The 8,804-nt window shown below is 44.4% G+C and carries 7 protein-coding genes; 2 read left to right on the top strand and 5 right to left on the bottom strand.

Annotation, left to right across the window (positions count from 1 at the left end; all coding sequences use genetic code 11):
* Positions 1 to 11 precede the first annotated feature (11 nt).
* Genes R6U02_RS03375 through R6U02_RS03360 form a run of 4 tightly spaced genes read right to left on the bottom strand, consistent with a single transcriptional unit; the run spans position 12 to position 2,562 of the window.
* A complete protein-coding gene (locus R6U02_RS03375; RefSeq protein ID WP_410262227.1) occupies positions 12 to 266 on the bottom strand; it encodes a hypothetical protein in 255 nt (84 codons plus the stop codon).
* A complete protein-coding gene (locus tag R6U02_RS03370; RefSeq protein ID WP_410262226.1) occupies positions 232 to 498 on the bottom strand; it encodes a hypothetical protein in 267 nt (88 codons plus the stop codon). The genes R6U02_RS03375 and R6U02_RS03370 overlap by 35 nt, the downstream gene beginning before the upstream one ends.
* Before the next feature lie 24 nt (positions 499 to 522).
* Positions 523 to 1,728, bottom strand: a complete 1,206-nt coding sequence (locus tag R6U02_RS03365) for an NAD(P)/FAD-dependent oxidoreductase (protein WP_410262225.1) — start codon at positions 1,726 to 1,728, stop codon at positions 523 to 525.
* A 36-nt stretch (positions 1,729 to 1,764) separates the two neighbouring features.
* Complete coding sequence (locus tag R6U02_RS03360) at positions 1,765 to 2,562, bottom strand: SDR family NAD(P)-dependent oxidoreductase (RefSeq protein WP_410262224.1); 798 nt, start codon at positions 2,560 to 2,562, stop codon at positions 1,765 to 1,767.
* Positions 2,563 to 3,144: 582 nt separating this feature from the next.
* Here R6U02_RS03360 and R6U02_RS03355 point away from each other — a divergent pair.
* On the top strand, positions 3,145 to 5,802 hold the full coding sequence (locus R6U02_RS03355; protein WP_410262223.1) for a cation-transporting P-type ATPase: 2,658 nt from the start codon (positions 3,145 to 3,147) through the stop codon (positions 5,800 to 5,802).
* On the top strand, positions 5,803 to 7,128 hold the full coding sequence (locus tag R6U02_RS03350) for a flavin monoamine oxidase family protein (protein WP_410262222.1): 1,326 nt from the start codon (positions 5,803 to 5,805) through the stop codon (positions 7,126 to 7,128).
* Between the two features lie 78 nt (positions 7,129 to 7,206).
* On the opposite strand, the gene R6U02_RS03345 is transcribed toward R6U02_RS03350, so the two are convergent.
* Positions 7,207 to 8,451 (bottom strand): dicarboxylate/amino acid:cation symporter, encoded by a 1,245-nt coding sequence (locus tag R6U02_RS03345; protein ID WP_410262221.1) that lies wholly within the window; start codon positions 8,449 to 8,451, stop codon positions 7,207 to 7,209.
* Positions 8,452 to 8,804: the final 353 nt, after the last annotated feature.

The raw sequence follows: 8,804 nt of genomic DNA, 5'->3' as shown, positions 1-8,804 counted from the left end.
TCGGCTGGATATTAAAGTGACCGATTTGGTCCGTTGTCCAAAGGCGTTTCGTCTGGGGTCTTCAAATCATCGGAATAGCCGGTTTTCGTGTTGGAACGGTCATTGGAAGGATCTGCCTTGCTGCTTCTCAAATCTTCAAGCAGTTCTGTATCCTCAGTGACTGATTCGTCGTCAGAAGCTAAAAGTGAATCGTCATAAGGATCAGGACTGTCAGCACTTAAAGGACCGATGTCAGGAGATTTTTTTTTCGGTGACCTGGAGAACAAAACGCCCTTCGTTTACATCTTCGACATGTTTTCCCAGGCTCTGCTTTTCCTGGCTGGTTAAATCGGATAACTGTTTAACCGTGATAGCGACTGCTTTTAACTGTTCTTCCTGATGTGTCTGGTTACTGATCAGCGTGATCGAATCAGTATCATGGCCGCGCATGATCAGCGTGTCCACGGCTCTTAATGCATCTTCTACTTTGGCATAGGTGCCTTCGATATAGGTATTCAAACTGATTCCTCCTGTTTGATGGTGTTAGTCACTGTTTCGGTCGCGGATAAGCCCATGCAGCTCATCTGAATGGGACGGCGGATTTTTCAGGACTTCTTTGACTTTGCCTAACCTTGGATTGATATTCCAAAGCAAAATACCGACAGGCTTGTCTTCTTTCAGATAATAGACTACTGTTCCATCATCCACATGATCGATGAGGACGTGGAGTTCGGGATCAAGTGTGCCGTAGGCCATCCAGGAAATATCGAAAACGTCTGAATAGAAGTAAGGGGTGTAGTCATACGGTTTATCGGATCCGGCCATGATTTTCCCGACAGTCGTCCCGGATTTCCGTGCATGGTCAACGTGTTCGATGCGTTTTCGTCCAAATATCGGATCAGGGTATGATGAAATATCTCCAGCTGCATAGATGTCTGGATCGGACGTACGGAAATAGTCATCGACAATAACTCCGTCGTCCACCTCAAGTCCGGCGTCTTTAGCAAGCGTTAGTCGAGGCTTGGCACCTAAGCCGAGAACCAAGGTATCTCCTTCAACGGTTTCGCCATTTTCCAGTTTGAGAACAAGTTTATCGCCATTTTTGCTGTAAGAGGCAGCGCGTGACGTGTTCTTTAAAGTGACACCGGCTTGTCGGTAGCTTTCCTCATACTCTTTAGCCAGCTCAAGCGGGAAACGATTGTCGTTTAAGACCTCTTGAGGATAGACGAGTGTCACCTGGGTGTTGTTCAGTTTCAGATTTGCAGCGAGTTCTGTTCCGATATAACCTCCGCCGATGACGATGACATGCTGGTCTTTTCCGGAGAACTCTCTCAATTTACGGTAGTCTTGGAATGTGCGGAAGGCGATAACGTGCTCGTCTTCCGGTCCTTCTAAGGTTCGCGGTTCGCTGCCGGTCGCCAGCAGCAGTTTGCCGTATGACAGTATGGTTCCGTCGTGTGTCGTGACCGTTTTGTTTTCTCTGTCGACCGAAGTCACGACGGTTTCAAGCATGAGGTCTGAATTTGTTTCTTCAGCGGTGTTGAAAGGAACGTCTGCAACGGAGTAGTCGGCATCTGTCCACAGTCTCTTCGATAAGGCTGGACGGGCGTAGGGTCCATCCTGATCCGAAGAAAGAATACCGATGGAACCTTCTTTGTCTAACTTGCGTATGCCTTTGGCGGCATAAGCGGCAGCGATTCCGCCACCGATAAATAAGTAATCATAATAGTTTTCATTCGATGTGCGCATGAATGGATCTCTCCTTTATCATAATGAATGGGTCGTTTAGAGTGTCGCAACAGAGCCGCCGTCGACGCGGTAATTGGCGCCGTTTACAAACGAGGCTTTTTCTGAACATAAAAAGGCAATGACGGCCGCCACTTCTTCGACCTGCCCCCGTCGTTTAAGTTCGATATGCGGTCTTTCTTCATCCAAGAAAGATTCAACGGCTTCGTCAAGGGACATGTTTTTTTCTGCGGAACGTTTTTCCATCAGTCTGTCCGTCATGGGCGTTTCGATAAATGCCGGAGAAACAGTGTTTACAAGCAGTCCTTCTCTGGCATAACTCCGGGAGAGTCCCTTTGAAAAGGATAATATGCCGGCTTTGGCACTGTCGTAGGGCAACTCATTGTCATAAGGCTGCACAGCGTTTTCTGAAGAGATGAATATGATTCTTCCCCAGCCGTTCGCTCGTAAATCAGGTAAAAATTCTCTGACGGCACGGACCGGACCATGCAGGTTCTGTTCGATCGTATACAGCCAGTCTTCATCGGTCAGTGTATGGAACAGTCCTTGCGCTCCTGTGGCACCGGCATTCTGCACCAGGATATCTATGGTTCCGATACTCTTTTTCACGTATTCATGTAACTGACCGAGTGATTCGGGACTTCTGATATCTGCTGGAAAATACAATAGTTTTTCATACTTGGTCATTTCCTGAGCCGTTCGTCTCAACCGTTCTTCATCAAAGTCGGTCATCACGACAGTTGCGCCTTCTTCCAGGAGGACACGGGAGGTTTCCTTACCGATACCGGAGGCTGCACCTGTCACTAAAGCAACTTTGTCTTTGATACCTAAATCCATAGGCTGTCTCCTTCCAATTAATGTATAAATTTCAACAGTCTGTATCTGAATCCTTGTTACTTTAAAGGGTACTATTCTAACAGAAAAAACTCAATTATAAGCTATCGTGCAGGCGGTTTTGTAAACGGGAGACAGATCGAAGAAATAAGTGAGAGCCGGACATATCGAGATGGTCAAGAATGGAAGGGATCAGCCGTGTTCGGCTTTACTTCAACTAGTTCTGCTGCAGTGTAATCAGACCAGGCTATAACCTTTTCTGATGCCTCTTGTTGTGCAGGATAGCTATTTGTTCAGATCGTGTTTACCTCTCAGATTTCTGGTCTTAATAATCCAACACGAATCTTTTAATCGAAGGTTCAGTGTGATAAGATTCTAAACGAGATATAGAGTATTGTATTATGTTATCCTATAATCAGAAAAGCTTCCAGCAAGGTAGTACGCCAAAAACTGAAAAGCAGAAGGGATAAACTAACTGTAAGATTTGTTTCGTTTCGGACAACCAACCGGAATAGAAATCCGGGCATGAGTTGGTGCGCGATGCACAAGATGAGCAACAATAAAATCTGCGAAGAAGGGGATTTCATGGCTGAAACTAAGTGGTTTCATTTAAATAGTGAAGAGGCAGAAAAAGAATTGGATACAGATACACGGACAGGATTAACTGATGACGAAGTAGAGAAAAGGCAGGAGGAATACGGATTAAATAAATTACCTGAAAAAAAAGGGACGCCCGAGTGGGTGAAATTTTTCAGACAATTTAACGATGTACTGATCTATATCTTGCTGTTTGCAGCTGTCGTTACGTTTGCTTTGGGTCAGTATGTCGATACGGCTGTCATCCTGCTTGTTGCCATTGTCAACGCCGTTATTGGTTATGTTCAAGAAAGTAAAGCCGAAAAAGCACTCGAAGGTATCAAAAATATGTTGTCCCTAGAGGCGATCGTTCTTAGAAATGAACAGAAGAAAGAAGTGGATTCAACGGAGCTTGTCCCGGGAGATATCGTGATACTCAATTCTGGCGACAAGGTACCTGCAGACATCCGGTTGTTTCATACTGACCGGCTAAAAGTCGAAGAGTCACCCTTGACAGGCGAATCCACCTCTGTAGAAAAACAGACGGATGTGCTGGAAGATGATACACCGCTTGGTGACCGAACCAACATGGTGTTTTCAGGAACCACTGTTTCTTCCGGAAAAGCCAAAGGGATCGTTGTCGAGACGGGAGAAACGACAGAAATAGGTCAAATCAACCGCTCCATGAGTGAAGTTGAAGAAATGAAAACACCATTGCTCAAGCAAACGGATAAATTCGGAAAAACGATCTCAGTCGTCATCCTTGTTTTAGCCGTTATCTTATTTGTAGCGGGATTAGTTTTTCATGATTATGAATGGGGCGAACTGTTACTTTCCGTAATCAGTTTGACCGTCGCTTCCATTCCTGAAGGGCTCCCCGCCATCTTAACCATTATTTTGGCTCTAGGTGTACAGTCCATGGCAGATCAGAATGCAGTCATGCGCACACTTCCCTCGGTAGAGACACTGGGAGCTGTCACAGTCATTTGTTCTGACAAGACAGGGACACTTACAAAAAATGAAATGACGGTGCAGTCGATCATCACTAGAGAGAACAGCTATTCTGTGACGGGATTGGGTTACGCACCGGAAGGCAAGATAGTGAACGGACAGGAAGAAGAAATCGATGTCGATGAAGAGGCGGACTTGAGAGAGTTGCTGACCGCGGCTAAAACAGTGAACGAGTCGGATATTTATCAGAAAGATGACGAATGGGTCGTCAGAGGAAATCCGACAGAAGGCTGTTTGATCACCCTAGCCGAAAAAGCGAATGTCTCTATCGCTGCCCTGGAAATGAAAGCCAAGATCCCTTTTGATTCAGAGTATAAATATATGGCAGGGTTAGTCGAAGAAAACAATCTGAAGAAGATTTATATTAAAGGCGCACCCGACCGATTATTTGAAATGGCCGGCTTGGATTCAGAGGCACGTGATTATTGGGAAACGCAGATGAACAAACTGTCTAAAAAAGGCGAGCGGGTCCTCGCGATGGCGATCAAAGAGGTCTCTGAGACCAAAGAACACATCGACCATGATGACATCCAGTCAGGAATAACGATACTGGGACTTACCGGAATTATCGACCCACCTCGAGAGAAAGTCATTGAAGCGATTAAAGTCTGTAAAAAAGCGGGCATTCAGGTTAAGATGATTACAGGTGACCACAAAGAAACAGCTCTGGCTATCGCGAAGCAACTTGGGATCACAGACGGAGATAAAGTCTCTGAAGGACGCGAGTTAGAAGAGATGTCCGACGCAGAATTGCAGGAGATCGTGGAAGAGGTCGATGTCTTTGCGCGAACGAGTCCGCATAACAAACTGAAACTGGTCGAAGCGCTGCAAAAAAATGGCCATATCAGCGCGATGACAGGGGACGGTGTGAACGATGCCCCCGCACTTAAACGAGCAGATATCGGTGTGGCCATGGGCATCAAGGGCACAGAAGTGGCCAAAGAAGCGTCCGAAATGGTTTTAGTGGATGATGATTTTTCTACCATCGTAAATGCGGTGAAAGAAGGGCGACGGGTTTACGACAACTTAAAAAAAACCATCCTCTTTATTTTACCGACCAACGGGGCAGAAGCTCTGCTGGTTATGGCGGCGTTGATAACAGGAATAGAAATGCCGTTAACGCCTGTACAGATTCTGTATGTCAACATGATCACGGCCGTAACGATTGCACTGGCTTTAGCTTTTGAACCCTTGGAAAAAGGCACGATGTCGAAACCGCCGCGTGATTCCAATCAAAGGCTGTTGAGTCCTTACTATGTCTTTCGGATACTGTTTGTTTCCGTGCTTATTGGGGGTTCCATCATGTGGATCGATCGGGTCTTGTTGGCGGGTTATGACGCTGGAATTATCAACACGGTGACGCTTCATTCACTCGTTTTCGCTCAGCTGTTTCATTTGTTTAACGTAAGAAATGAACGTCACTTTAGTCTGAATAGCCAATTTTTTGATAACAAAGCCGCCTTTATTGTGTCTGGCCTACTTATCATCTTTCAATTACTAGTCACCTATGTTCCGTTTTTATATAATGTCTTAGGACTCTATCCGATCGAACTGAATTATTGGCTGTATCCCTTGATCGTAGGTCTCGGTGTGTTTACAGTAGTAGAAATCGAAAAATTTATCACACACAAGGTCCTGAAAAAAAATAATAGATAAATGGCTGCAGGTAAGAAAGTGAGGAAAAATAAAATGATGAATACTGAGACGTCAATATATGATGTCATTGTCGTTGGGGCCGGATTGGCAGGATTAACGGCAGCGAAGGCATTACATGAAAAAGATAAGAACTACTTAGTTTTAGAAGCAACTGAACGGGCAGGTGGAAAAGTGCGTTCCAAAATTTCTGAAGATTCATCGCGCTATTTTGAACTGGGTGCACAGTTTGTTAATAAAGATATGACTGAAATCGTGAAACTCATTGAAGAATCCGGAATGACCTTAGAGGAAACACACATACCTGAAGACTTAGTGGTTATCAGCGAAAAAAGCAGGGAACCCATTCTCTTTGATTTCAAAGACATTCCAGAAATGTTGAGAGATATCACTGCAGCAGATTCAGATCCCCAGACACTGGCAAGTTTACTAGACAAGCATGTCGAAAATAATCGGAAACGACAGATCATTAAAAGTTTTGTGGCCGCTGAAACGACAGTAAACAGTGATTACATTAATGCGGAGGCCTTAGGAAATCTGGTCAGCCGGATCACAACGACGAACAACGAATTGAATTATCAAGCCTCTGGTCCACTGTCCCAAGTCATTCGATACTTGGAGACCATTAATGAAGAGGCGATCCGTTATCATGAACCTGTTGTGAAAGTGAAAGAAACTGAGAATGGTTATATCTTGAAAACAAAAAACAATACAAAATATCATGCAAAATCAATAATTTTCGCAACGCCTCCTACTGCTGCGGCACGAATTGAGTTCAGTTCATCTTTAGCCGACCATTATGACCGATACTTGAAGAGTTACATCGATGGTGCCGTAATCAAAATGACTTTCGTGTATGATAATCCGTTCTGGCGTGAACAAGCCATTAAAGGAAAGAAAAAACCGGTCTACGGTGTCATCTATGCAGCTAATGAAGGGGTCAATTTAATAGATTCTTCTATAACCGGGGGCGAAAACCGACTCACGCTGTTCATCGGGGGAGACAAGGCCAAAGAGTTTTTCAATGTGCCATCAGGAGTGAAAGAGTTTTTCGCTAAAGAGCGCTTGATTGAAGTTTTTGGAGAAGAAGCAGAAATGTACAAAGATTATGAAATCAGCGAGTGGTCAGGATCACGCTATTGTGGTGGAGGTTACGGCGCAATGGTTCATTATAAAGGCGAACCGAAAGCCAACGAATATTTAAAAGAACCCTTTAATAACGTCGTCTTTGCAAGCACAGAGCTCGGTCCGCAGTTCCCTCAATTTATGGAAGGGGCCATCCGCTCCGGACAATACGCCGCCAAACGTTTAGTGGAGGAAATGCAGTAAATCATTTGAAATTAGAGTATAAAAAAGAAGGAGCAGATACTCTGCTCCTTCTTTTTATGTTTAGACTAGTTGAGGATGTTAGTTGCTGACACGACTGTAGGCCTTGCCTTTAACAGGGACAGCTTTCTTCAAAATGTGTTTGTCATAGACTTTGTCGATCACAAGCGCGATGGCGTTGTCGCCGGAAACGTTTGCTGCTGTACCAAAACTGTCTTGAGTGATGTAGAGAGAAATGAGCAGATTGCCTAATGTCCCGGTTGGATCGATACCGACCATATAAACAAATGGAAGAGCACTCATAATGGCCCCGCCTGGAGCGCCTGGTGCAGCAATCAGCGCGACGCCTAAAGTAGCAATAAAGCCAGCCATCATGCCAAAACTATGCGGCATATCGAACATCAGCAACACGGCTGTCACACAAGAAGTAATGGTGACAACACTCCCCATGAGATGAATGGTCGCACTCAACGGGATAACGAATTCCCTGATTTCTTTTGACACACCATTCTTGCGGGCGCATTCCATATTCACTGGAATGGTAGCGGCAGAAGATTGAGTGCCTAAAGCGGTGAAATACCCGGGGATTTGATTTTTCAGTAAAGTGATCGGATTCTTACCTGTATAAAGTCCTGCGAGAATGAATAAGATGGTAATCAGTAACAGTTGCAGACCGACAACGACGATGAACACTCTCCAAAAGACGGATAGCAGTGAAAAGACGGCGCCGCTGTAACTTAAGTTTAAAAAGTTACCGAAGATATAAAAAGGCAAGCCCGGAATGATGATTACTGTTAGGATTCGAGTGATAATGGCACCAAATTCAGCGAAAAAGTTATACATGACTTCGCCTTTCTTTTCCTTGCGTAACCAGGAGATAAAGACACCGAATAAGAAGGCAAAGACGATCGCCGATGTGACGTCGAATAACGGTTCCAAAGGTAGAGTGAACAAGGGCGCCAGTTCAGTGCCTTCCGTTTGAACGCTTTCTCTAACTGAAGCATCGATAAACAAAGGGAAGAGACTTGAAGCTAGGAAATAAGCAATAAAGCCACCAATCAGCGTATTAGAATAGGCCATCAGAGCATTGAGGCCGAGCAGCTTACCAGCTCCATCGGTAAGGTCTGAAATACCTTTGACAACAAAGCCGACGATCATTAACGGTATGATAAAGGCTAATAACCGACTGAACAAGGCCGAAAAGGTGATGGGGATCTGAAGTATGAAGTCAGGTATAAAGGTCAACTGTCCCACCAGTACTCCTAAACCAATGGCAATCAATAATTTCGGTACGAGACCAATCTTAAATTTCTTTCGTTTTTCCATAATATCTCCTCCAATTTCAATCCACTTATTTAGCAATATTTAGATTGTTTAAATTAATTTATAGTATACTACATTAGAATTGAATTAGAAATAACAAATTATATTATAATTTTAAATGTGGCTATTTTATGAACATAAAGACTGAAATAGAGTGTCTGATGGGCAGAGCGTTTTTTGAAAGAACACAATGATTTCTTGAGAGATGATGATTCAATAAGGAAAAGTCTCCCTGACAGGAGACTTTTTTCAGCTTGCGAGCGACTGTCGATTGACTTGTGCTGGATACCTTTGATTCAGGCAAAGTGGCCTGCATCAATTTTGCCACGGATATGAGCACTGAGTGCGACTGCGCC

It is taken from the genome of Alkalibacterium sp., assembly GCF_046484155.1.
In the GTDB taxonomy this organism is placed as follows: Bacteria; Bacillota; Bacilli; order Lactobacillales; family Carnobacteriaceae_A; genus Alkalibacterium.
The sequence above is the reverse complement of the archived record's forward strand: the minus strand, read 5'-3'. Positions and strand labels throughout refer to the sequence as shown.

Coding starts and splice junctions, on each gene's coding strand:
- R6U02_RS03360 (WP_410262224.1), bottom strand. CDS start 2,562: ATGGATTTAGGTATCAAAGACAAAGTTGCTTTAGTGACAGGTGCAGCC.
- R6U02_RS03350 (WP_410262222.1), top strand. CDS start 5,803: ATGGCTGCAGGTAAGAAAGTGAGGAAAAATAAAATGATGAATACTGAG.
- R6U02_RS03355 (WP_410262223.1), top strand. CDS start 3,145: ATGGCTGAAACTAAGTGGTTTCATTTAAATAGTGAAGAGGCAGAAAAA.
- R6U02_RS03345 (WP_410262221.1), bottom strand. CDS start 8,451: ATGGAAAAACGAAAGAAATTTAAGATTGGTCTCGTACCGAAATTATTG.
- R6U02_RS03365 (WP_410262225.1), bottom strand. CDS start 1,728: ATGCGCACATCGAATGAAAACTATTATGATTACTTATTTATCGGTGGC.